The organism is Pseudomonas sp. B611 (genome assembly GCF_055407965.1).
In genome coordinates this window covers 74116-97564 of sequence record NZ_JBUZST010000001.1, presented here as the reverse complement: position 1 = coordinate 97564, position 23449 = coordinate 74116, and the positions used below count along the sequence as shown (strand labels likewise).

Here is a 23449-nt window from a genome sequence, read left to right as displayed (position 1 = left end):
CACAGCTCTCCTTGTGGGAGCGGCTTGTGTGGGAGCGGGCTTGCTCGCGAATACGGTGGGTCAGTGAAAGATTTAGCGACTGACACTCCGCATTCGCGAGCAAGCCCGCTCCCACATTTGGATTGTGTACATTCTTTGGGCACAAAAAAAAACGCCCCGAACCAGTCGGGGCGTTTTTGCTAGCAGCCGATCAATGCATCAATCAGTGCTGGTGACCGCCTTCACCGTGAACGTGGCCGTGAGCCACTTCTTCCTGGGAAGCGTCGCGGATGGCAACGATCTTCACTTGGAAGTTCAGGCGCTGGCCAGCCAGCGGGTGGTTGCCGTCAACGGTGACGTCGTCGCCGTCCAGATCACGGATGGTGACGATCTGCATTTGGCCGTCCGGCGCGGAAGCGTGGAACTGCATGCCCACTTCCAGCTCGTCAACGCCTTCGAACATGCTGCGGCTCAGGGTGCTGACCAGTTCGGCCGAGTACTCACCGTAGGCATCTTCAGGTTCTACGGCAACCGTCAGTTCATCACCGACGTTCTTGCCTTCCAGAGCCTTTTCCAGGCCTGGGATGATGTTACCTGCGCCTTGCAGGTAGACCAGCGGCGCGCCGCCGGCGGAGCTGTCGATGACCTCACCAGCGTCGTTGGTCAGGGTATAGTCGATGGAGACAGCCTTGTTAGCGGCGATCGTCATGGGGCGAGACCTTTTGCATAAGAATGAAGAACGGACAAGTCTAAACAAGGATTTGCCCGAAAGCGAACAGAACCCGGACAGACGGGGTCGCACACGCGACTCGACGGTCACCGGTTTTCATCTGGACGACGACCAGCATTGGGTTGCCGAGCTTTCTTGCGGCCACACCCAGCACCTGCGCCACCAGCCGCCATGGCAGTCCCGCGCCTGGGTGCTCGACCCCGCACAGCGTCAGAAAAAAATAGGCCAGCCCTTTGCCTGCGGCTGGTGTGCGCAAGCGCACGAATAACGATAACCTTGGCGCCTGATTCGCGGTAGACACTCAGCCATAGAGCGTCACCCAAGCCATGCACCTCCAGAGAATTCGCATGCAGACTTTTTTTATCGCGCCCACCGATTTTGGTGTGGGTCTGACCTCCATCAGCCTTGGGCTGGTGCGTACCCTTGAGCGGGCCGGGCTGAAAGTCGGGTTCTTCAAGCCCATTGCCCAGCCGCACCCCGGCGACACCGGCCCCGAACGCTCCACCGAACTGGTGGCGCGCACCCACGGCTTGAAGCCGCCACAACCCCTGGGCCTGGCCCATGTGGAGCGCATGCTCGGCGACGGCCAGCTCGATGAGCTGCTCGAAGAAATCATCACCCTGTATCAACAGGCCGCCGTGGGCAAGGATGTGCTGATCGTCGAAGGCATGGTGCCGACCCGCAGCGCCAGCTATGCCGCCCGGGTCAACCTGCACCTGGCCAAGAGCCTGGATGCGGAAGTGATCCTGGTCTCGGCCCCGGAAAACGAAGTGCTCACCGAACTCTCCGGCCGTGTGGAATTGCAGGCCCAGCTGTTTGGCGGCCCGAAGGACCCGAAAGTGCTCGGCGTGATCCTCAACAAGGTGCGCACCGACGAAAGCATGGAGGTGTTCTCCGCGCGCCTGAAGGAACATTCGCCGCTGTTGCGCAGCGGTGATTTCCGCCTGCTCGGCTGCATTCCCTACCAGCCGGAACTCAACGCCCCACGCACCCGCGACGTGGCCGACCTGATGGGCGCGCAGATCCTCAACGCCGGCGACTACGAAAGCCGGCGCATGACCAAGATCATCATTTGCGCGCGCACCATGCGCAACACCGTGGAGCTGCTCAAGCCCGGCGTACTGGTAGTAACCCCGGGCGACCGCGACGACATCATCCTCGCCGTCAGCCTGGCCGCGATCAACGGCGTGCCCCTGGCCGGCCTGCTGCTGACCAGCGACACCCTGCCCGACCCGCGCATCATGGACCTGTGCCGTGGCGCGTTCCAGGCCGGGCTGCCGGTGCTGTCGGTGAGCACCGGTTCCTACGACACCGCCAACCAGCTCAACAGCCTCAACAAAGAAATCCCCATCGATGACCGCGAGCGCGCGGAGATCATCACCGACTTTGTCGCCAGCCACCTCGATGCACGCTGGCTGCACCAACGCTGCGGCACGCCACGGGAGATGCGCCTGTCGCCGGCGGTGTTCCGCTACCAGCTGATCCAGCGCGCCCAGGCGGCCAACAAGCGCATCGTCCTGCCCGAAGGCAGCGAGCCGCTGACCGTGCAAGCTGCCGCCATCTGCCAGGCGCGCGGGATTGCCCGTTGCGTGTTGCTGGCCAAACCAGCGGACGTAGAAGCCGTCGCCCGCGCCCAGGGCATCGAATTGCCCGAAGGCCTGGAGATTCTCGACCCGGACCTGATCCGCCAGCGCTACGTCGAACCGATGGTGGCCCTGCGCAAGAGCAAAAGCCTCAACGCACCGATGGCCGAGCAGCAATTGGAAGACACCGTGGTGATCGCCACCATGATGCTCGCACTGGATGAGGTGGACGGCCTGGTCTCCGGCGTCATTCACTCCACGGCTAACACCATCCGCCCCGCCCTGCAGTTGATCAAGACCGCGCCGGGCTGCACCTTGGTGTCGTCGGTGTTCTTCATGCTGTTCCCGGAGCAGGTGCTGGTGTACGGCGACTGCGTAATGAACCCGCACCCAAGTGCGGCGGAACTGGCGGAGATTGCCCTGCAAAGCGCCGACTCGGCTGCGGCGTTCGGCATCACACCGCGCGTGGCGATGATCAGCTATTCCAGCGGCGACTCGGCCAGCGGCGAAGAAGTGGAGAAAGTCCGCGAAGCCACCCTGCTCGCCCACGAGCAGCAAAGCTCGCTGCTGATCGACGGCCCGCTGCAATACGACGCCGCCGCCAACGAAAACGTGGCCCGCCAATTGGCACCGAACAGCCAGGTCGCCGGTAAAGCCACTGTGTTCGTATTCCCCGACCTGAACACCGGCAACACCACCCACAAGGCCGTGCAACGCAGCGCCGATTGCGTGAGCCTGGGGCCGATGCTTCAGGGCCTGCGCAAACCGGTCAACGACCTGCCACGCGGCGCCCAGGTGGATGACATCGTGTACACCATCGCACTGACTGCGATCCAAGCCGCCAACCGACCTATGGATATCTAAATGCTGGATTTTCTACCTGCCGCCCTGCGCGGGGTGATCGCGTCGTTGTTGCTGGCGCTGAACACGATCCTGTTGTGCTCGTTCCTGTTTATCGTCGCGCTGTTCAAGGCGTTGCCGTTCGCCAAGCGCTTCAGTGAATGGCTGATGAACCACACCCACGAAGCCTGGGTGACCAACAACAAAGGCTGGATGAACCTGGTGCGGCGCACACGCTGGCACATCAAAGGCCTGGAAGGGCTGGATTACCAGCACTCGTACCTGGTGACCAGCAACCACCAGAGCTGGGTCGACATCATGGTGTTGCAGTACGTGCTCAACCGCCGGATTCGCCCGCTCAAGTTCTTCCTCAAGCAAGAGCTGATCTGGGTGCCGGTGATTGGTCTGGCCTGGTGGGCCCTGGGCTTTCCGTTCATGAAGCGCTACACCAAGGCGTACCTGGAAAAGCACCCGGAGAAGAAAGGCAAGGATCTGGAAACCACCCGCAAGACCTGTGCAAAGTTTCGCGACAACCCGGTGGGCATCTTCAACTTTGCCGAAGGTACGCGGTTTACCCCGGGCAAGCATGCGCAGCAGAAATCGCCGTTCCGTTATCTGCTCAAGCCCAAGGCTGGCGGGATCGCATTTGTGCTGGACGCCATGGGTGAGCAGTTGAAATCACTGGTGAACGTGACCATTCACTATCCTGCCGGGCGCCCTGGGTATTGGGATTTGTTGTGCGGGAATGTGCAGGACGTTGTGGTGCAGTTTGAAGAGGTGCAGATCCCGGCTGAGTTCATTGGCAAGAATTATGAGCAGGATGGGGAGTATCGGACGGCGTTCCAGGGTTGGATCAATAAGCTGTGGGAAGACAAAGACCAACTGCTGGAAAAACTGCACACACAATTCCCAGGCAAACAGTAATCCAAATGTGGGAGCGGGCTTGCTCGCGAAAGCGATGTGTCAGTCAGCAAATGTATCGACTGATCCACCGCATTCGCGAGCAAGCCCGCTCCCACATTTGACCGAGTTGTTTTCAAGCCCTACAAAAAAGCCCGCCACCGAGTGATCGGTGGCGGGCTTTTTTGTGGCGGCAATCCTTAGATCGCGCCGCGCTGACGCAACAGCTCCAGCACTTGCTTGACGCTTTCTTCCAACGACAACGCCTGGGTGTCGATCACCAGATCGGCATTCAACGGCACGTCGTACGGGAACGACTCGCCCGGGATGTTATCCCCACCGGCAGCATACAAGCCTTGCGGATCACGCTCGGCACACACCAGCGGCGACGCTTGCACGTAGACCGTCAGCAAACGATCACCGCCGATCAGGGCCTTGGCCTGTTCACGGCCTTCGGCATCCGGTGCGACGAACGCGGCCAGGGTCAGCAGGCCCGCTTCGTTGAACTGACGCGCCACGTGCGCGGCACGACGCCAGTTCTCGGTGCGGCCGGCACGGTCTTGCGGCAAGCCTTTGTTCAGGTCGTGACGCAGGTTCTGCCCATCCAGTACAAACACCGCACGGCCCATGTCGAACAGCTTGCGCTCGACCGCATAGGCCAGGGTGCTCTTGCCAGCGCCCGACAGGCCGCTGAACAGCACGGTGGCCGGTTGCTGGCCGAAGCGCTGGGCACGTTCTTCGGTGGCCACGTGGGCCAACTTGCCGTGCTGCGCCGAACTGCCGTGGCTCACCGGTGGCGCGATGATCATCCCCGCCGCCACGGTGCCGTTGGTCAAACGGTCGATGACGATGAACGCACCGGTGGTGCGGTTGCTGTCGTAACCGTCCAAGGCGATGGCGGCGTCGAGGCTGACCTTGACCCGGCCGATCTCGTTCAATTGCAGCGAACTCGCCGGGCCTTCGGCCAGGGTGTTCACGTCCACGCGGTGCACGATGCTGGTGATGGAACCCGGCACGTAGCTGGTGGCGCGCTTGATGTCGTATTTCTTGCCCGGCAGCATCGGCTCTTCGGCCATCCACACCAGCATGGCGTCGAAGGCGTCGGTCACTTGCGGCACGTTGTCGGCATGCACCAACAGGTCGCCACGGGAGATGTCGATCTCGTCTTCCATGGTCAGGGTCACGGCCTGGCCGGGACCTGCGTGTTCCAGCTCACCTTCAAAAGTGACGATGGATTTGACGCGGCTGCTCTTGCCCGACGGCAGCACCACGACTTCGTCGCCCTTGTGCACGATGCCGCTGGCCAGGGTGCCGGCGAAACCACGGAAGTTCAGGTTCGGACGGTTGACGTACTGCACCGGGAAACGCAGGTCGGTGTAGTTGCGGTCGTTGGCGATCTCGACGGTTTCGAGGATCTCCATCAGCGACTGGCCGGTGTACCAAGGCGAACGCTCGCTCTTGTTCACCACGTTGTCGCCCTTGAGCGCCGACATCGGCACGAACGCCATGGTGCTCGGCTTGAACGCGATACCCTCGGCGAACTTCAGGTAATCGGCCTTGATCGACTCGAACACGCTTTGGTCAAAGCCGTTGATGTCCATCTTGTTGACGGCAATCACGATGTGCTTGATGCCCAGCAACGAGGCGATATAGCTGTGGCGACGGGTCTGGGTCTGCACGCCGTAGCGGGCGTCGATCAGGATGATCGCCAGGTCACAGGTAGACGCACCGGTGGCCATGTTGCGGGTGTACTGCTCATGGCCGGGGGTGTCGGCGATGATGAATTTGCGCTTGGCGGTGGAGAAGTAGCGGTAGGCAACATCAATGGTGATGCCCTGCTCACGCTCGGCCTGCAGGCCGTCGACCAGCAACGCCAGGTCGATGTCGTCACCGGTGGTGCCGACTTTCTTCGAATCGCGGGTGATGGCTTCCAGATGATCTTCGTAGATCATCTTGGAGTCGTGCAGCAGGCGCCCGATCAGGGTGCTCTTGCCGTCGTCGACGTTGCCACAGGTCAGGAAGCGCAACATTTCCTTGCGCTCGTGCTGGCCCAGGTAGGCGAGGATGTCCTCGCTGATCAAATCAGATACGTGCGACATGACAACCCCTTAGAAATAACCCTGACGTTTTTTATCTTCCATCGAGCCTGCACCATCGTGGTCGATGACACGGCCCTGGCGCTCGGAAGTTCGCGTCAGGAGCATTTCCTGAATGATGTCCGTCAGCGTCTCGGCTTCGGACTCCACCGCGCCCGTCAACGGGTAGCAGCCAAGGGTACGGAAACGTACTTTCTTTTTGACGATTCGGGCTTTGTCTTCGTCGGACAAATGCTCAAGGATGCGGTCGTCGTCGATCATGATCAACGTGCCGTTCTTCTCGATCACTTCACGCTCGGCGGCGAAGTACAGCGGCACGATCGGGATGCCTTCGAGGTAGATGTACTGCCAGATGTCCAGCTCGGTCCAGTTGGACAGCGGGAACACACGGATCGACTCGCCCTTGTTGACGTTGCCGTTGTAGACGTTCCACAGCTCCGGGCGCTGGTTCTTCGGGTCCCAGCGGTGTTTGCTGTCGCGGAACGAGTACACGCGCTCTTTGGCGCGGGATTTCTCTTCATCGCGACGGGCACCGCCGAAGGCTGCGTCGAAACCATGCTTGTCCAGGGCTTGCTTGAGGCCCTCGGTCTTCATGATGTCGGTGTGCTTGGCGCTGCCGTGGGTGAACGGGTTGATGCCCTGCGCCACGCCATCCGGGTTGACGTGGGTGATCAGGTCCAGGCCCAGTTCCTCGACCATCTTGTCGCGGAACTTGTACATCTCCTGGAATTTCCACTGGGTGTCCACGTGCATCACCGGGAACGGCAGCTTGCCCGGGAAGAACGCCTTGCGTGCCAGGTGCAGCATCACGGCGGAGTCTTTACCGATCGAGTAGAGCATCACCGGGTTATCGAACTCGGCGGCGACCTCGCGGATGATGTGGATGCTTTCCGCCTCCAGCTGTTTCAGATGCGTCAGTTTGTCGACCATGGTTACTCACGGAAAAACGATCTTATGGACGGCCAGCGGGCCGTGTTCGAGCGGGGCATGCTAGCACAGCACCTTCTTCTAATCAGGGAGCTGGCTAGATCGAAACGGTATATGAATATGCCCTGATGTTTGGGCCGAACTCGGTCAACTGTGGGAGCGGGCTTGCTCGCGAATGCGGTGGTTCAGTCAAAACATCTGTGACTGATACTCCGCCTTCGCGAGCAAGCCCGCTCCCACACAAGCCCTTTCCACATGAGTTCTGTGGTGGGGCTTAGATCGGATTGGGGCAATCGATGAACAGGTGCTCCAGCGCAAACCGCCGCGCCAGGTAATCCCCCAGCGCCTGCACACCATAACGCTCGGTGGCGTGATGGCCAGCGGCAATAAAGCTGATGTCGTTTTCCCGCGCACTGTGGAAGGTCTGCTCGGACGCTTCGCCGCTGAGGAACAGATCGACACCCGCCGCAACCCCATGGTCGATGTAACCCTGGCCACCACCGGTGCACCAGCCCACGCGGCGGATCATCTCACTGCCTTCGATCAGCAGCGGCTCACGCCCCATGACTTCCTGCACGCGGCGGGCGAAATCCCGTGGCGACAACGGCTCGGCAAGGGAGCCGACCAGGCCGACGACCTTGGCGTCATTGGGGTCCAGCGGGCCTTCGACGGTGATGTCCAGCTGGCGTGCGAGCTGCACGTTGTTGCCGACATCGGGGTGCAGGTCCAGCGGCAGGTGGTAGGCCAACAGGCTGATGTCGTGCTTGAGCAGGGTTTTCAGGCGGCGCTGCTTCATGCCGGTGATGCAGGGGTTTTCTCCTTTCCAGAAATAACCGTGGTGCACCAGCACCAGGTCAGCCCCGGCTTCGACGGCGGCATCCAGCAGGGCCTGGCTGGCGGTCACGCCGCTGACGATGCGCATCACCTGCGGACGCCCTTCCACTTGCAGGCCATTGGGGCAGTAATCGGCGATTTTGGAGCTGTTCAGGTAGCGGTCAGCTTCATCGACTAATGTGCTCAGGGCAACGGCCATAAAAGACTCCTAAATATCCCGTTCGAAGGCACTCACAGCCTCGTATAATGCGCGACATTATGGGCGCTCTCCCGCCCCCTGCAACCTGTCAGGACTTACTTGATGCTCAAGGCACTGCGTTTTTTTGGATGGCCATTGTTGGCTGGCGTGCTGATCGCGATGCTGATCATTCAGCGTTATCCCCAGTGGGTGGGCTTGCCCAGCCTGGACGTAAACATGCAGCAGGCACCGCAGACCAACGCGGTGGTGCAAGGCCCGGTGACCTATGCGGACGCGGTAGTCATCGCCGCGCCGGCCGTGGTCAACCTGTACACCACCAAGGTCATCAACAAACCGGCGCACCCGTTGTTTGAAGACCCGCAGTTCCGTCGCTACTTCGGCGACAACGGGCCCAAGCAACGGCGCATGGAGTCCAGCCTGGGTTCGGGCGTGATCATGAGCCCGGAAGGCTACATCCTCACCAACAACCACGTGACCACCGGCGCCGACCAGATCGTGGTGGCCCTGCGTGACGGCCGCGAAACCCTGGCCCGCGTGGTCGGCAGCGACCCGGAAACCGACCTGGCGGTACTCAAGATCGACCTGAAAAGCCTGCCCTCCATCACCCTCGGCCGCTCCGACGGCCTGCGCGTGGGCGATGTGGCGCTGGCCATCGGCAACCCGTTCGGCGTCGGCCAGACGGTGACCATGGGCATCATCAGCGCCACCGGGCGTAACCAGCTCGGCCTGAACAGCTACGAAGACTTCATCCAGACCGATGCCGCGATCAACCCCGGCAACTCCGGCGGCGCGCTGGTGGATGCCAATGGCAACCTGACCGGCATCAACACGGCGATTTTCTCCAAGTCCGGCGGCTCCCAGGGCATCGGCTTTGCGATCCCGGTGAAGCTGGCGACGGAAGTGATGAAGTCGATCATCGAGCACGGCCAGGTGATTCGTGGCTGGCTGGGCATTGAAGTGCAGCCGCTGACCAAGGACCTGGCCGAGTCGTTTGGCCTGACCGGGCGCCCGGGCATCGTGGTCGCCGGGATCTTCCGTGACGGCCCGGCGCAGAAAGCCGGCCTGCAACTGGGCGACGTGATCCTCAGCATCGACGGCGAACCGGCCGGCGATGGCCGCAAGTCGATGAACCAGGTGGCGCGGATCAAGCCGACCGACAAGGTGAGCATCCTGGTGATGCGCAATGGCAAAGAGATCAAGTTGTCAGCGGAAATCGGCCTGCGCCCACCACCGGCACCGGTGAAAGAAGAGGAATAAGCACCCTCGCCCAGGTGCCCGCTCGCGGGCACCTGTAAGCTCATATTTCTTAGCGATTCATTCTCATCGGTCATGTTATATTGTTTCAATACCGCTATTGGAACGCTCTATCATGCCGTCTCGAAAAATCGCCCCCTTGGCTGGCCTGGCCCTGGGTTTGCTGCTCGACCCCGCCTTTGCCGAAGACAACACCCTGGAACTCGACACCATCAGCGTCACCAGCGACGCCTACGAGTCCGCCACCAGCCCGGTCAAAGGCTACCGCGCCACCCGCTCGGCCAGCGCAACCAAAACTGACACGGCGTTACGCGACATCCCACAATCCATCAGCGTGATTCCCGCCACGGTGCTCAAGGACCTGGGCAGCACCAGCGTCGAGCGCGCCCTGGAGTTTGCCGGCGGCGTGTCCAAGCAAAACAACTTCGGCGGCCTCACGCTTTACGAATACAGCGTGCGCGGCTTCACCACATCCGAGTTCTACCAGGACGGCTTCAGCGCCAACCGTGGTTACCCGAGCACCCCGGACGCGGCCAATATCGAACGCATCGAAGTGCTCAAGGGCCCCGCCGCCAGCCTGTACGGGCGTGGCGATCCTGGCGGCACCGTCAACATCGTGACCAAGAAGCCCCAACCGGAAGCCTTCACCACCCTGCAGACCAGCGCCGGCAGTTGGGACCGCTACCGCACCGCCCTCGACGTCAACACCCCACTGGACAGCGAAGGCCACGTGCTGTCGCGGGTCAACCTGGCGGTGGAAGACAACCACAGCTTCCGCGATCACGTGCAGAGCAAACGGGTCTTCGTCGCGCCGTCGTTCAGCTGGCAGCTGGACCCGGACACCACCCTGCTCGTCGAAAGCGAATTCGTGCGCCACAGCTCCACCTTCGACCGTGGCATCGTCGCCGCCCCCGGCGTATCGCGCTCCACCTTCCTCGGCGAACCCAACGATGGCGACATCGACAACCACAACAACCGCCTCCATGCTACCCTCGAGCATCACCTCAACGATGCCTGGAGCCTGCGCCTGGCCAGCCACTACAAACAAGGCAGCCTGTGGGGCGACGCCTCGGAAAACCGCGCGCTGAACGCCGATGGCCACACCCTCAACCGCCGCTACCGCGAGCGCTCCATGGGTTGGCACGACAGCATCACCCAGCTGGAACTGCGCGGCCTGTTCGACATCGGCAGTTGGCAGCATGAGTTACTGGTGGGCACGGAATACGAGGACTACCGCAAGAAAGAACGCGTCACCGCCATCGCCGGCAGCCCCTACGCCATCGACCTCTACAACCCGGTCTACGGCCAGGCCAAACCCAACGGCGCACGAAGCGGCACCGACTTCTTCGAGCAGACCAAAAGCCACGCGCTGAACCTGCAAGACCAGATCGTTTTCACCGACCGCCTGCGCGGCATGGTCGGGGCGCGCTTCGAGCACTTCGAGCAACGCATCGACAACTACATCGGCAACACCCCGCCGAACAAACAAACCCACGACGCCCTGACCCAGCGCGCCGGCCTGCTTTACCAGCTCACGCCGCAAGTCGGCGTGTTTGCCAACGCCTCTACCTCGTTCAAACCCAACAGCGGGCTGGACGCCAACAACAAAGGCTTCAAGCCGGAAGAAGGCGTGGGCTACGAAGTGGGGATCAAGAGCGAGCTATTCGACGACCGCCTCAGCACCACGCTTGCCGCGTTCCATATCGAGAAGGAAAACGTGCTCACCCTCGACCCGGCCACCAACCTCAACCGCGCCATGGGCAAGGCCCGCAGCCAGGGTTTTGACCTGCAACTGACAGGGCAAGTGACGGATGCCGTACGGGTGATCGGGGCCTTTGCCTACATCGACGCAGAGGTAACCAAGGGTGACAAGGCCATTCCCGCCGGCAGCCGCATCCTTGGCGTAGCCAAGCGCAGCGGCAGTTTGTTGGGGGTGTATGAATTCCAGGACGGCGCGTTGCGCGGGTCGGACGTGGGCGCGGCGTTTACCTATGTGGGGGATCGTTCCGGTGAGGCGGGCACGAGCTTTGAGCTGCCGGCGTATCACACCGTGGATTTGCTGGCGCATTACAAGGCCACGGAGAATGTCACCGTAGGACTGAACCTCAATAACCTGTTTGATGAGAAGTACTACGAGCGGTCCTACAGCAACTACTGGGTCAACCCCGGCGAACCGCGCAACCTCACGGTCAGCCTGACCCTAAACCTGTAACCCGGTAAAAACTGTGGGAGCGGGCTTGCTCGCGAATGCGGTGTGTCAGTCACTTATTATTTGACTGATCCACCGCATTCGCGAGCAAGCCCGCTCCCACAGTTTGATCTTCACTTGGTTCGGTTACAGCGTTGCTGGCGCCCTTTCACACAAGGCATTCAACGCCTTCGCCCACTGCGGATCATCATTCAGGCACGGCACCAGCACCAACTCCTCGCCCCCCGCCTCGCGGAACTGCTCCAGCCCGCGATCACCAATCTCCTCCAGCGTCTCGATGCAGTCGGCGACAAACGCCGGGCACATCACCAACAGCTTTTTCACGCCTTGCTGGGCCAGGGTTTCCAGGCGAGCTTCGGTGTAGGGTTCAATCCATTTCGCCCGGCCCAGGCGCGATTGAAAGGCCACCGACCATTTATTTTCCGGCAAGCCCATGCGCGCGGCAAAATCCCGCGCGACGCTGAAACACTGCCCGCGATAACAGGTGGCGCGCACTTGCGCCGAGGCGTTCGCGCAGCAATCGGTAGCGCCGTCGAAGGTGTGGCCAGGGTTGAGTTTTTGCAGGTGCCGCTCCGGCAAACCGTGGAAGCTGAACAGCAGGTGATCGTAATCCTGCTGCAAATGCGGCTTGGCGCTGGCCACCAGGGCGTCGAGGTATTCGGGTTGGTCGTAGAAGGGTTGCAGGATCGCCAACGGCAGGTCGAGCTTTTTCTCACGCAGCACACGGCGGGCTTCTTCCACCACAGTGGTCACGGTGCTGTCGGCAAACTGCGGGTACAGCGGCGCCAAGGTGACCTTGCGAATGCCCTGACTGGCGAGACGGGTCAACACGCTTTCAATCGACGGCTCGCCGTAGCGCATCGCCAGCTCCACCGGGCCGTGGCTCCACTGCGTGGTCATCTGTTGTTGCAGGCGGCGGCTGAGCACCACCAGCGGCGAACCTTCGTCCCACCAGATGGATGCATAGGCGTGGGCTGACTGCTCGGGGCGCTTGATCAGGATCAGCGACACCAGCAAACGCCGCACCGGCCACGGCAGGTCGATCACATAAGGGTCCATCAGGAACTGATTGAGGTAGCTGCGCACATCGGCCACCGAAGTGGACGCCGGTGAACCCAGGTTGACCAGTAATAACGCGTGATCCGTCATGCAACATCCTATGGCTAGAGGCGGCTGGACAAGTCGTCCAGGGCCGCGCGCAACTCTGTGAACTGAAAAGTGTAACCGGCCGCCAGCAGCCGTTCGGGGAGAGCCTTCTGCCCGCCCAACAGCAACCCGGACAACTCGCCCAACCCGACCTTCAACGCAAAGGCCGGCATGGGCATGAACGCCGGGCGGTGCAACACCTGGCCCAACGTCTTGGCAAACTCGCGGTTGCGCACCGGGTGCGGCGCGCATGCATTATAAGGACCGCTGGCCTGTGCGTTGTGCAGAAGAAAATCAATCAGGCCGATTTGATCCTTGATATGCACCCACGGCATCCACTGCCGACCGTTGCCAATCGGCCCGCCCAGCGCCAGTTTGAAGGGCAGCAACAGGCGCGACAAAAAGCCGCCCTCGGCCGCCAGCACCAGGCCGGTGCGCACCAGCACCACACGCACGCCCAGGGCCTCGGCGCGCTGGGCGGTTTCTTCCCAGGCGACGCACAACTGGCTGGGGAAGTCGTCCTGCACCGGGCCGCTGGCTTCGGTCAATTCGCGCTCGCCACCGTCGCCGTACCAGCCTACGGCGGAGCCGGAGATCAGCACCGCCGGTTTTTGCGCCAGGCTTTCCAGCCACGCCAGCAGGGTTTCGGTCAGGCCGATGCGGCTGCTCCACAACAACGCCTTGCGCTTGTGGGTCCAGGGGCGGTCTGCAATGGGCGCGCCGGCGAGATTAATAACCGCGTCCACCGGGCCGATAACCTGTTGTAGGCGGCCGACTCCCGACACCTGAGCGCCGCAGACCTTGGCGACCTGTTCCGGGTGGCGGCTCCACACGGTCAGGCGATGACCCTGGGCAAGCCAGTGTTGGCAGAGTTGGCGGCCGATCAAGCCGGTACCGCCGGTCAGCAAAATATGCATGGGACGCTCCTCATGTAACGTTCGCTGCCGATCACTGGTCTATTTTATAAGGCAGGGATCATTTGTAATCGGGCGTAACGTTGGCTAAAGCCTCAGCTTTAACCATAGGTCACACCGCATAGAACAGGTACGCCAAAACTTATACCAAAAAACAATATTGTACAGCTATTGGTGTCGGCGTAGTCTGTACCCAACGGTAAAACGAGGCCTCCCATGACTGTTCCCATCGCGATCATCGGCACCGGCATCGCCGGTCTCTCCGCCGCCCGAGCGTTACGAGACGCGGGGCACGTTGTACAACTCTTCGATAAAAGCCGCGGCAGTGGTGGCCGCATGTCCAGCAAGCGCAGTGATGCCGGCGCCCTGGACATGGGCGCGCAATACTTCACCGCCCGCGACCGGCGCTTCGTCAACGAAGTGCAGCGCTGGCAAAGCAACGGCTGGGTCGCGCAGTGGAAACCCCAACTGTACAACTTCAAATCCGGCCAACTCACCCCCTCCCCCGATGAACAGACCCGCTGGGTCGGCACACCGCGCATGAGTGCGATCACCCGCGCGCTGCTCGACGACTTGCCGGTGACGTTTGGTTGCCGCATCACCGAAGTCTTCCAGGGCACCCAACACTGGAACCTGCTGGACGCCGACGGCGGCAACCACGGCCCGTTCAGCCATGTGGTCATCGCCACGCCCGCGCCCCAGGCCACCGCCCTGCTGGCGGCCGCGCCCAAGCTGGCCAGCGCCGCCGCCGGGGTGAAGATGGACCCGACCTGGGCCATCGCCCTGGCGTTCGACAAGCCCTTGGACACGCCGATGGAAGGCTGCTTCGTGCAAGACAGCCCCCTCGACTGGCTGGCCCGCAACCGCAGCAAGCCGGGGCGCGACGCCACCCTCGACACCTGGGTGCTCCACGCCACCAGTGCCTGGAGCAAGGCACATCTGGACTTGCCCAAAGAAGCGGTGATCGAACACCTGCACGGCGCCTTCGCCGAACTGTTGCACAGCGCCATGCCCGCGCCGTCCTTTAGCCTGGCGCACCGCTGGCTCTACGCGCGTCCGTCCGCCAGCCATGAGTTCGGCGTGCTCGCCGACGCCGACCTGGGCCTGTACGTGTGCGGCGACTGGTGCCTGTCCGGGCGCGTGGAAGGTGCCTGGCTCAGCGGCCAGGAAGTGGCGCGACGCCTGATCGAGCACCTGCAATGAACCGCATCAACCCCGCCAAATTGCTGCTGTCCAAATGGACAGCAGCGCACCCTCGAAACAAGGAAAAACACTTCCTGGTGACCGAACTGTTTCGCGACGACGAAGGCACCGTGCTGGAAATCGAACTGCAAGCCGTGATGACCCGCCGCGCCGAGCGCCTGACGTGGCAAACCCTGCAAAATGCCGAAGACTGGAAGATCGGATGGCAATAGTCCAACCGCACAACCTGTACAAATAATTTGACTTGTACAACATCAGTTCTATGATGGATTTAGTTGTACAAGATAAATATCTTGTACAGGAATCTTGCAGGGGTTCGCCTATGTCCAGCACCAAACCAAAGATCGCCATCAGCGCCTGCCTGCTCGGCGAGAACGTGCGCTTCAACGGCGGGCACAAGCAATCGCTGCTGTGCAGCCAAACCCTCGCCGACTATTTCGATTTTGTGCCGCTGTGCCCCGAAGTCGCCATCGGCCTGGGCATTCCCCGCGAACCGATCCGCCTGGTGGGCGACCCCGCCCGCCCGCAAGCCGTCGGCACCGTACACACCGAGCTGAACGTAACCCAGCCCCTGCACGACTACGGCCTACAGATGGCCGAGCAACACACCGACCTGTGCGGCTACATCTTCATGCAGAAGTCGCCGTCCTGCGGCCTGGAACGGGTCAAGGTCTACCGCGCCAACGGCACGCCAGTGGACGGTGGTGGGCGCGGCATCTACGCCCAGGCCTTTTGCGCGCAGCACCCCAACCTGCCGGTGGAAGAAGACGGTCGGCTGAATGACCCGGTGCTGCGGGAAAACTTCCTGACCCGCGTGTTTGTCTACGCCAGCTGGCAGCAACTGCTCGCCGACGGCCTGAGCCGCCACCGCTTGCTGGCCTTTCACTCGCGCTACAAATACTTGCTGATGGCCCACAGCCCGGCGCACTACAAGCGCCTCGGCCACCTGCTGGGCAGCATGGGCAAAGGCGTCAACCTGGATGAGCTGGCCGCCTGCTATTTCAGCGACCTGATGACCGGCCTGACCCAGTGCGCCACCCGTGGCACCCACACCAACGTGCTGCAACACATCAGCGGCCACCTCAAACAGGCCATCAGCGCCGACGACAAACAGGAGATGCAAACCGTCATCGGCCAATACCGCCACGGCATCGTGCCGCTGGTGGTGCCCCTGACCTTGCTCAAGCATCACTTTCGCCAACACCCGGACCGCTACATCGCGCAACAGGCCTACCTGCAACCGCACCCGGAAAACCTCAGCCTGCGTAATGCGATCTAACCCATGAAAGTTGCCCCACCAGAAGACCTCGCCCAAGCCTTCGAAGACGGCTGGCTGCCGATCCGCGAAGTGGCGCGCCAGACCGGCGTCAACGCCGTGACCCTGCGCGCCTGGGAACGCCGTTACGGCCTGATCGTGCCCCAGCGAACGCCCAAGGGGCACCGGCTGTTCAGCGACGAACACGTGCAGCGCATCCACACCATCCTCACCTGGCTCAACCGTGGCGTACCGGTCAGCCAGGTGAAAACCCTGATCGACTCCGCCCAGACCAGCCCCGATGCCGTCGAAAACGAGTGGCACGCCCTGCGCCAAAACCTGCTGCACGCCATCAGCGAGTTGGCCGAGCGGCGCGTCGATGACGTCTTCAACCAAGCCATGGCGCTGTACCCGCCGCGCACCCTGTGCGAGCAATTGCTGTTGCCGCTGCTCAACGACCTGGAGCAGCGCTGGCAAGGCCAGTTCGGCGCGCAGATGGAGCGGGTGTTTTTCCTCTCGTGGCTGCGCAGCAAATTCGGCGCGCGCATCTATCACAACAACCGCCAGCTCCAGGGTGCGCCGCTGCTGCTGGTCAACCAGTCCGACCTCCCGCTGGAGCCACACCTGTGGCTCAGCGCCTGGCTGGCGAGTAGCGCCGATTGCCCGGTGGAAGTCTTCGACTGGCCATTGCCGGCCGGCGAGCTGGCGCTGGCGGTGGAACACCTGCAACCGCGCGCTGTGCTGTTGTATTCGAGCAAGGCCCTGCATCTGCCGACCCTCGGCAAGCTGCTGGCCGGCGTGCAGTGTCCGACGCTGATTGCCGGACCAACGGTATGCATCCACCAGGCCGAGTTGGCCGTATTAACCGGTGACATCCCCCAATTGTGCGTGGCCGAAGACCCGTTGTCGGCCCACCAGCTACTGATCCAGCGTGGAATCGTCTAAATGCATTTGATCTGGCTGCGCACCGACCTGCGCCTACACGACAACACCGCCCTGGCCGCCGCGAGCCAGCGGGGCCCGATCGCGGCCGTCTACCTGATCACGCCTGAACAATGGCTGGCCCATGACGATGCGCCGTGCAAAGTGGACTTCTGGTTGCGCAACCTGCGCGAACTGAGCACAACCCTTGGCCAACTGAACATTCCCCTGCTGATCCGCCACGCCGCGACTTGGGACCAGGCGCCCGCCGTGCTGAGCGAGCTGTGCCGCGAACTGGCGGTGGCGTCTGTGCACGTCAACGAGGAATACGGTATTCACGAAAGCCGCCGCGATGCCGCCGTGGCCAAGGCGCTGGAAGCCGACGGCGTGACGTTCCACAGCTACCTCGACCAGCTGTTTTTCCAGCCCGGCAGCGTGCTGACCAAGACCGGCACCTACTTCCAAGTGTTCAGCCAGTTCCGCAAGGTCTGCTACAGCCGCCTGCACAGCGCCCTGCCGCGCCTGGTCCCAACGGCCAAGGCCCAAGCGAAGCTCAACGTTGAAAGCGATCCGATTCCGCAGACCGTCGCGGGTTTCGAGCCGCCCAGCGATACCCTGCGCGCCCTCTGGCCCGCCGGCGAAGACGAAGCGCGCCGCCGCCTCGACGCCTTCGCCGACCAGCAGATCAGCTACTACAAGGACGAACGCGACTACCCAGCCAAGCCCGGCACCAGCCAGCTCTCGGCGTACCTCGCCGCCGGTGTGGTATCACCGCGCCAATGCCTGCACGCCGCGCTGCAAACCAATCAGGGCGAGTTCGAAAGTGGCGACATCGGCGCCATCACCTGGATCAACGAGTTGCTCTGGCGCGAGTTCTACAAACACATCCTGGTGGGTTACCCACGGGTGTCGCGCCACCGCGCGTTCCGCCCCGAGACCGAAGCCGTGGCCTGGCGCGATGCACCCAAGGACCTCGCCGCCTGGCAGGAAGCGCGCACCGGCTTGCCGATCATCGACGCGGCCATGCGCCAACTGCTGGAAACCGGCTGGATGCACAACCGCCTGCGCATGGTGGTAGCGATGTTCCTGACCAAGAACCTGCTGATCGACTGGCGTGAAGGCGAGCGTTTTTTCATGCGCCACCTGATCGACGGCGACCTGGCCGCCAACAACGGCGGCTGGCAGTGGAGTTCGTCTACCGGCACCGATTCGGCGCCGTATTTCCGGATTTTCAGCCCGCTGAGCCAGTCGGAAAAATTCGACGGCGAAGGTGTTTTCATCAAGCGCTGGCTGCCCGAATTGGCCGCGCTGAATAAAAAGGAAGTGCACAACCCCGAAGCCGTGGGTGGCCTGTTCGGTGTGGCGGACTATCCGCGCGCCATCGTCGACCTGAAAAAATCCCGCGAACGCGCCCTGGCTGCCTTCCGCAGCCTGCCTTCGCGCGAAGCCGCCGGAGGCATCCATGAGTGACTTCCTGCGCCGGTTCGCCCAAGCCTTTGCCACGCTGGACAAGCACAACCTGCACCTGCTCGACAGCCTCTACAGCAAGGACATCGCCTTCGCCGACCCGCTGCATCAAATCCACGGCCTGCCCGCCATGCACCGCTACTTTGCCGAGCTGTACAGCAATGTCAGCCAGTTACGCTTCGACTTTCACGGCTTCGACCAAGTCGCCGAAGGCGAAGGCTACCTGCGTTGGAAGATGAGCTTCTGCCACCCGAGCCTGGCCAACGGCCAACTGATCCGCGTGGAAGGCTGCTCGCACCTGATGTGGCACGACAAGGTCTACCACCACCGCGACTACTTCGACGCCGGTGCCCTGCTCTACGAACACCTGCCGGTACTCGGCCGCGTCATCCGTTGGCTGAAAAGGAGAGTGGCATGAACCTGACCCCGCCCCGCCGTTATTGGCTGACCGGTGCCAGCAGTGGCATCGGCGCCGCGCTGGCCGTGGAGTTGCTCAACAGCGGCGCCCACGTGGCGCTCAGCTCACGCAGCAAAGGCCCGCTGGAAGCCCTCGCCCAACGCTATCCGGGGCAAGTGCTGGTGGTGGCCGGCGACCTGACCAACAGCCAGACCGTACGCGAGATCGGCGAGCATATCGCCGTGGTCTGGGGCTCATTGGACACGGTGATCCTCAACGCCGGCACCTGTGAATATGTGGATGCCAGGCAGTTCGACTCGTCGATCATCGAACACGTGGTGCGCACCAACCTGCTGGCCAGCAGTTACTGCATCGAGGCCGCGCTACCCCTGTTGCGCGCCGGGCAAACGCCGCACCTGGTCGGCGTGGCCAGCGCCGTGACGTACCTGCCGATGCCCCGCGCCGAAGCCTATGGCGCGTCCAAGGCCGGCTTGCGGTATCTGTTCGAAGCGCTGCGCATCAGCCTGTCGCCGGAAAACATCGACGTCACGGTGATCAGCCCCGGTTTTGTCGAAACGCCGCTGACCGACCGCAACGATTTCCCCATGCCCCTGAGTTGGTCGGCCGACAAAGCCGCGCGGCATATCTTCGCCAAGCTGGACAAACGCCCGCTGGAAATCGCTTTCCCCGCGCTGTTTATCGCCACTCTCTGGCCGCTGTCGAAACTGCCCAACCGTGCGCAGTTGTTCATCGGCAAGCGCATGTTGCGCAGCCCGCCACCGCAGAAGGACCGCCTGTGAAAATCGCCATTATCGGCAGCGGCATCGCCGGGCTGACCAGCGCCTACCTGCTCAGCCGTCGCCACGACATCACTCTGTTTGAAGCCGGCGACCGCATCGGCGGGCATACCCACACGGTCAACGTCAGCGTCGAAGGCAAAAGCTATGCAGTGGACACCGGTTTTATCGTGTTCAACGACTGGACCTATCCCAACTTCATCCGCCTGTTGGGGCAAGTCGGCGTGGGCTTCAAGCCGACCGAGATGAGCTTTTCGGTACACGATGAGCAGCAGCGCTTCGAGTACAACGGCAACAACCTCAACAGCCTGTTTGCGCAGCGGCGCAATATCCTCTCGCCGGGGTTCTGGGGCATGTTGCGCGATATCCTGCGCTTCAACCGCCAGGCGCCGCTGGACCTGCAGGAACAGCGCATCAGCGCCGAGATGACCCTCGGCGATTACCTCAAGGCCGGCGGCTATGGCGAGCGGTTTATCCGCCACTACATCGTGCCGATGGGCGCGGCGATCTGGTCGATGTCCCTGGCGGACATGCTCGGCTTCCCCTTGCAGTTCTTTGTGCGCTTCTTCAAGAACCACGGCTTGCTGTCGGTGAGCAATCGCCCGCAGTGGTGTGTGATCGAGGGCGGTTCCAGCAGTTACATCGAACCGCTGACCCGGGGTTTTCGCCAACAGATTCGTCTCAATTGCCCTGTGGATAAAGTCGCGCGCAGCGAGGCTGGCGTGGTTATCCACAGCCCGGCCGGTGTCGAGCATTTCGACCGCGTGGTGTTTGCCTGTCACAGCGACCAGGCCCTGGCGTTGCTGGCCGACCCAAGCCAGGCCGAGCAAGAGATCCTCGGCGCCCTGCCCTACGCCGACAACGACGTGGTGCTGCACACCGACACGCGCCTGTTGCCGGATCGCAAACTGGCCTGGGCCAGCTGGAACTATCGGCTGAGCGGCAATGCGCAGAGCCAGGCCGCCGTGACCTATGACATGAACATCCTGCAAGGCATCGACAGCGCCACCACCTTTTGCGTCAGCCTCAACCAGACGGCAGTGATCAACCCGTTGAAGGTCCTCGCCCGCTACACCTACGCCCACCCGCAATACAGCCTGGCGGCGGTGGCGGCGCAGGCGCGCTGGCAGGAAGTGTCCGGCGTGCGCAATACCTTTTATTGCGGCGCCTACTGGGCCAACGGCTTCCATGAAGACGGCGTGGTCAGCGCCCTGCGCGTCGCCGATGCCTTTGGGGAAAGCCTGTGAACAGCGCCCTGTACAGCGGCTGGATTGCCCATCGCCGGTTTGCGCCCAAGGCTCACGCCTTTCGCTACCGCATCGGCCTGCTCTACCTGGATTTGAGTGAAGAACAGCAAGTGCTGGAGCTCTCACCCCTGGCCGGGCCGAGCCGTTTTGCGCCCTTTGGTTTCCGCCAGCAGGATTACCTGCGTGCATTCACGCGCAGCGGCATGAGCTTGAGCGATGCGGTGCGCCAGGAAGTCGGCAAGGCCCTGGGGCGTACACCCCAGGGCGCTATCTGCCTGCTGACCCAGGCCCGCAGTTGGGGCCTGGCTTTTAACCCGGTGAGTTTCTTCTACTGCTTCGAGGCCGACGGACAACTGGCCGCGATCCTGTGTGAAGTGACCAACACCCCATGGCGCGAGCGCTATCACTACGTGCTGCCGGCCCAGGCGCTCGGCGCCGATGAGCACCAGCACTTTGCCGTGGCCAAGGCCTTCCATGTGTCGCCGTTCCTGCCCAGGGACCTGGAATACCGCATGAGCTTCAGCCCGCCCGCCAGCAAACTCGGCGTGCACATGGCCGACTGGCAGGGCACGCAAAAGGTCTTCGATGCCACCTTGAGCCTGGAAAAAGAAGCCCTCGACCGCGCCAGCCTGCACCGTTACCTGTGGCGCTTCCCGTGGATGACCGCCAAGACCTGCCTTGCGATTTACTGGCAGGCCCTGCGCCTGTTGCTCAAACGCACGCCGATTTTCCCTCACCGAGCCGCCGATGGCGCCTCCCGTATTGCAGTCGGGTATACCAAGGATCGCCGCCATGAAAACCCCTAGCTTATCGGTCAAGTCCCGTCGCCTGAACGTCAACGGCATGACAAGCGACCTGCTGCGCAAAGCCGTGCTGCGCCAACTCAGCCAACTGCGCCACGGCCAATTGGTGGTAATCGAAGACGGCGAACGCCAGGTCTTCGGCGCACGGGAAGCGCACCTGCTGGGGGAGATCCACATCCTCGATTCTGCCGTGTGGGGCCTGGTGGCGGCCAACGGTTCCATCGGCGCGGGCGAAGCGTTTATCCATGGTTACTGGAGCAGCCCTGACCTGACCGCCGTGGTGCGTGTGATGGTCAGCAACCTCGACGTGCTCGACGCCATGGAAGGCGGCCTCGCGCGCCTGGCCCGCCCGTTTACCCAGGGTCTGCACTGGCTCAACCGCAACACGCGCAAGGGCTCGCAGAAGAACATCGCGGCCCACTACGACCTCGGCAACGACCTGTTCGAGGAATTCCTCGACCCGACCATGATGTATTCGGCGGCGCAATTTCTCACCGCCGACGACACCCTGGAACAGGCGCAACTGAACAAACTGGAGCGCATTTGCCAGAAGCTCGCGCTCAAGCCCGGCGACCATCTTCTGGAAATCGGCACCGGCTGGGGCAGCATGGCGCTGTACGCGGCGCAGCATTACGGCTGTAAGGTCACCACCACGACGTTGTCCAAGGAGCAGTTTGCCTACACCAAACAACGCATCGCCGCCCTGGGGCTGGGTGATCAGGTGACGCTGCTGTTGCAGGACTACCGCGACCTGACCGGCCAGTACGACAAACTGGTGTCCATCGAGATGATCGAAGCGGTGGGCCACCGCTTCCTGCCCACCTACTTCAAACAGTGCGCGCAATTACTCAAGAGCGATGGCTTGATGTTGCTGCAAGCCATCACCATTCGCGACCAGCGCTACGAACAGGCGAAGACCAACGTCGACTTTATCCAGCGCTATATCTTCCCGGGCGGCGCCTTGCCCTGTGTGCAAAAGATGCTCGAGATCGTCAGCCGCGATACCGACATGAACTTGCTGCACATGGAGGATTTCGGTCTGCACTACGCACGGACCCTACGCTTGTGGCATGAGAATTTTCGCCGTGCTCATGGCCGCCTCGCCGAGCTGGGCTACGATGAGTACTTCCTGCGCTTGTGGGAATTCTACCTGTGCTACTGCGAAGGGGGCTTTATGGAGCGTACGATCGGTACCGCACAATTGCTGCTGGCCAAACCCGCCGCAATCAACCCGCCGCTGCTCGGGCGTTTCGATGCTTAAACCGCTGGCCAATGCCGTCCTGTTCCAGTGCGGCTGGTTCGCCTGCGTGCTGGGCGGCAACAGCCCCTGGTTGCTGGTCGCGGTGGCCGCACTCGCCGTGCATCTGCTGTGGATCAGTTCATGGTCGCGCGAGGGCCAGGCGATACTCGCCGTGACCCTGCTGGGCACGGTGATCGACACCTCGTTGCGCATCTTTGGCGTGTTTCATTTCAGCATGCCCGGGCCGTTGATTCCGCTCTGGCTGGTGGTGCTCTGGGCGCTGCTGGCAACCACCTTGCGCCATTGCCTGGCCTGGAGCGCACGCCCCTGGTGGCGGGCCAGCCTGCTGGGCGCGGTGGGCGGGCCATTGTCGTATTACGCGGGCAGCCAACTGGCCGGGGTGAGTTTCGGCTACGGCACCACGCCGACCGTGATCGGCCTGGCGTTGCTGTGGGCCCTGTTGTTCCCGGTCCTGCACTGGGTGGCCCGACAACTGGAGCGCTGACGC

The 23449-nt window shown here is 62.4% G+C and carries 22 protein-coding genes; 16 read left to right on the top strand and 6 right to left on the bottom strand.

Going from position 1 to position 23449, the window contains the following annotated elements; genetic code table 11:
• Positions 1-202: 202 nt before the first annotated feature.
• Positions 203-688 (bottom strand): FKBP-type peptidyl-prolyl cis-trans isomerase, encoded by a 486-nt coding sequence (locus tag ACZRMO_RS00495; RefSeq protein WP_016976314.1) that lies wholly within the window; start codon positions 686-688, stop codon positions 203-205.
• Here ACZRMO_RS00495 and ACZRMO_RS00490 point away from each other — a divergent pair.
• From ACZRMO_RS00490 to ACZRMO_RS00480, 3 genes are all read left to right on the top strand, one after another.
• Positions 687-977: a DUF3565 domain-containing protein gene (locus ACZRMO_RS00490; RefSeq protein WP_124529956.1), complete on the top strand. Its 291-nt coding sequence runs from the start codon at positions 687-689 to the stop codon at positions 975-977. The two genes, ACZRMO_RS00495 and ACZRMO_RS00490, sit on opposite strands and share 2 nt — an antisense overlap.
• A gap of 79 nt (positions 978-1056) precedes the next feature.
• Entirely contained in the window at positions 1057-3156 is a 2100-nt protein-coding gene (pta, locus tag ACZRMO_RS00485; RefSeq protein ID WP_463971555.1) for a phosphate acetyltransferase, read from the top strand.
• Positions 3157-4056: an acyltransferase gene (locus tag ACZRMO_RS00480; protein WP_463971554.1), complete on the top strand. Its 900-nt coding sequence runs from the start codon at positions 3157-3159 to the stop codon at positions 4054-4056.
• A gap of 176 nt (positions 4057-4232) precedes the next feature.
• Here the strand turns inward: ACZRMO_RS00480 and cysN are convergent, their stop codons facing one another.
• From cysN to ACZRMO_RS00465, 3 genes are all read right to left on the bottom strand, one after another.
• Positions 4233-6131 carry a sulfate adenylyltransferase subunit CysN gene (gene cysN / locus ACZRMO_RS00475; protein ID WP_463971553.1) on the bottom strand — a complete coding sequence of 633 codons (1899 nt, stop codon included), beginning with the start codon at positions 6129-6131 and terminating at the stop codon, positions 4233-4235.
• 9 nt (positions 6132-6140) lie between these two features.
• Entirely contained in the window at positions 6141-7058 is a 918-nt protein-coding gene (gene cysD / locus ACZRMO_RS00470) for a sulfate adenylyltransferase subunit CysD (RefSeq protein WP_124529841.1), read from the bottom strand.
• A 271-nt stretch (positions 7059-7329) separates the two neighbouring features.
• Entirely contained in the window at positions 7330-8088 is a 759-nt protein-coding gene (locus ACZRMO_RS00465) for a Nif3-like dinuclear metal center hexameric protein (RefSeq protein ID WP_448184096.1), read from the bottom strand.
• Between the two features lie 102 nt (positions 8089-8190).
• Here ACZRMO_RS00465 and algW point away from each other — a divergent pair, with 102 nt between their 5' ends.
• Together algW and ACZRMO_RS00455 are read left to right on the top strand one after the other, a co-directional pair.
• A complete protein-coding gene (gene algW / locus ACZRMO_RS00460) occupies positions 8191-9345 on the top strand; it encodes a Do family serine endopeptidase AlgW (RefSeq protein WP_124529846.1) in 1155 nt (384 codons plus the stop codon).
• 112 nt (positions 9346-9457) lie between these two features.
• A complete protein-coding gene (locus tag ACZRMO_RS00455; protein WP_463971552.1) occupies positions 9458-11554 on the top strand; it encodes a TonB-dependent siderophore receptor in 2097 nt (698 codons plus the stop codon).
• A 123-nt stretch (positions 11555-11677) separates the two neighbouring features.
• Here ACZRMO_RS00455 and hemH read toward each other — a convergent pair whose 3' ends face one another.
• Both hemH and ACZRMO_RS00445 read right to left on the bottom strand, forming a co-directional pair.
• Positions 11678-12700 (bottom strand): ferrochelatase, encoded by a 1023-nt coding sequence (gene hemH, locus ACZRMO_RS00450; RefSeq protein WP_463971551.1) that lies wholly within the window; start codon positions 12698-12700, stop codon positions 11678-11680.
• A 14-nt stretch (positions 12701-12714) separates the two neighbouring features.
• Positions 12715-13614: a TIGR01777 family oxidoreductase gene (locus tag ACZRMO_RS00445; protein ID WP_463971550.1), complete on the bottom strand. Its 900-nt coding sequence runs from the start codon at positions 13612-13614 to the stop codon at positions 12715-12717.
• Between the two features lie 213 nt (positions 13615-13827).
• On the opposite strand from ACZRMO_RS00445, the gene ACZRMO_RS00440 reads away from it, so the two are divergent.
• From ACZRMO_RS00440 to ACZRMO_RS00390, 11 genes are all read left to right on the top strand, one after another.
• Positions 13828-14814, top strand: coding sequence for an NAD(P)/FAD-dependent oxidoreductase (locus ACZRMO_RS00440; protein WP_463971549.1), 987 nt, complete (start codon positions 13828-13830; stop codon positions 14812-14814).
• Positions 14811-15026: a TIGR02450 family Trp-rich protein gene (locus ACZRMO_RS00435; RefSeq protein ID WP_463971548.1), complete on the top strand. Its 216-nt coding sequence runs from the start codon at positions 14811-14813 to the stop codon at positions 15024-15026. The genes ACZRMO_RS00440 and ACZRMO_RS00435 overlap by 4 nt, the downstream gene beginning before the upstream one ends.
• 110 nt (positions 15027-15136) lie before the next feature.
• A complete protein-coding gene (locus ACZRMO_RS00430; protein WP_463971547.1) occupies positions 15137-16093 on the top strand; it encodes a YbgA family protein in 957 nt (318 codons plus the stop codon).
• A gap of 3 nt (positions 16094-16096) precedes the next feature.
• Positions 16097-17014: a MerR family transcriptional regulator gene (locus ACZRMO_RS00425; protein ID WP_463971546.1), complete on the top strand. Its 918-nt coding sequence runs from the start codon at positions 16097-16099 to the stop codon at positions 17012-17014.
• A complete protein-coding gene (phrB, locus tag ACZRMO_RS00420; RefSeq protein ID WP_463971545.1) occupies positions 17015-18460 on the top strand; it encodes a deoxyribodipyrimidine photo-lyase in 1446 nt (481 codons plus the stop codon).
• Positions 18453-18875: a nuclear transport factor 2 family protein gene (locus ACZRMO_RS00415; protein ID WP_463971544.1), complete on the top strand. Its 423-nt coding sequence runs from the start codon at positions 18453-18455 to the stop codon at positions 18873-18875. The genes phrB and ACZRMO_RS00415 overlap by 8 nt, the downstream gene beginning before the upstream one ends.
• On the top strand, positions 18872-19654 hold the full coding sequence (locus ACZRMO_RS00410; protein WP_463971543.1) for an SDR family NAD(P)-dependent oxidoreductase: 783 nt from the start codon (positions 18872-18874) through the stop codon (positions 19652-19654). The genes ACZRMO_RS00415 and ACZRMO_RS00410 overlap by 4 nt, the downstream gene beginning before the upstream one ends.
• Positions 19651-20898, top strand: a complete 1248-nt coding sequence (locus ACZRMO_RS00405) for an NAD(P)/FAD-dependent oxidoreductase (protein WP_463971542.1) — start codon at positions 19651-19653, stop codon at positions 20896-20898. The genes ACZRMO_RS00410 and ACZRMO_RS00405 overlap by 4 nt, the downstream gene beginning before the upstream one ends.
• The gene (locus tag ACZRMO_RS00400) at positions 20895-21704 is read left to right on the top strand and encodes a DUF1365 domain-containing protein (RefSeq protein ID WP_463971541.1); all 810 of its coding nucleotides are present in this window, start codon (positions 20895-20897) and stop codon (positions 21702-21704) included. Before ACZRMO_RS00405 ends, ACZRMO_RS00400 begins: the two co-directional genes overlap by 4 nt.
• Positions 21691-22962, top strand: a complete 1272-nt coding sequence (locus ACZRMO_RS00395; protein ID WP_463971540.1) for a class I SAM-dependent methyltransferase — start codon at positions 21691-21693, stop codon at positions 22960-22962. The genes ACZRMO_RS00400 and ACZRMO_RS00395 overlap by 14 nt, the downstream gene beginning before the upstream one ends.
• Positions 22955-23446: a DUF2878 domain-containing protein gene (locus tag ACZRMO_RS00390; RefSeq protein WP_463971539.1), complete on the top strand. Its 492-nt coding sequence runs from the start codon at positions 22955-22957 to the stop codon at positions 23444-23446. Before ACZRMO_RS00395 ends, ACZRMO_RS00390 begins: the two co-directional genes overlap by 8 nt.
• Positions 23447-23449 lie beyond the last annotated feature (3 nt).